At 65.3% G+C, this 375-nt stretch carries 1 protein-coding gene; it reads right to left on the reverse strand.

The annotated features are described in order from the left end of the window. Window positions 1-34: 34 nt before the first annotated feature. The coding region (locus AX702_RS01545; RefSeq protein ID WP_029721137.1) for an integrase core domain-containing protein at window positions 35-375 on the reverse strand (341 nt) is incomplete at its 5' end.

The following is a 375-nucleotide window of genomic DNA, read 5'->3' on the forward strand; positions in this document are numbered from 1 at the left end:
TGAGCAGCCCCCACCGGGTGGTCCGGGTTGATAGTTAGTGCATTGTCGTCTCCGCCGCCATTGCCGGTCGGAGGTGGAGCGAAGCGGAACCGGAGGCCGGCAATGGCGGTGTCGCCGCTTCCGGGGCGGGTGGTCGATAGCCGAGGCTGCTGTGCGGTCGGACAGTGTTGTAGTGACGCCGCCACGCCTCGATCAGCACCCTGGCTTCAGCGAGGGTGTAGAAGATCTCGCCGTTCAGCAGCTCATCCCGCAGCGAGCCGTTGAAGCTCTCGTTGTAGCCGTTCTCCCATGGCGATCCCGGGGCGATGTAGAGCGTCTTCACGCCGATCTGCCTGAGCCAGGTCTGGACGGCGGCGGCGATGAACTCGCTGCCAT

Origin of the sequence: Sphingomonas sp. CCH5-D11 (assembly GCF_001557395.1) — a bacterium.
Classification (GTDB): domain Bacteria; phylum Pseudomonadota; class Alphaproteobacteria; order Sphingomonadales; family Sphingomonadaceae; genus Sphingomonas.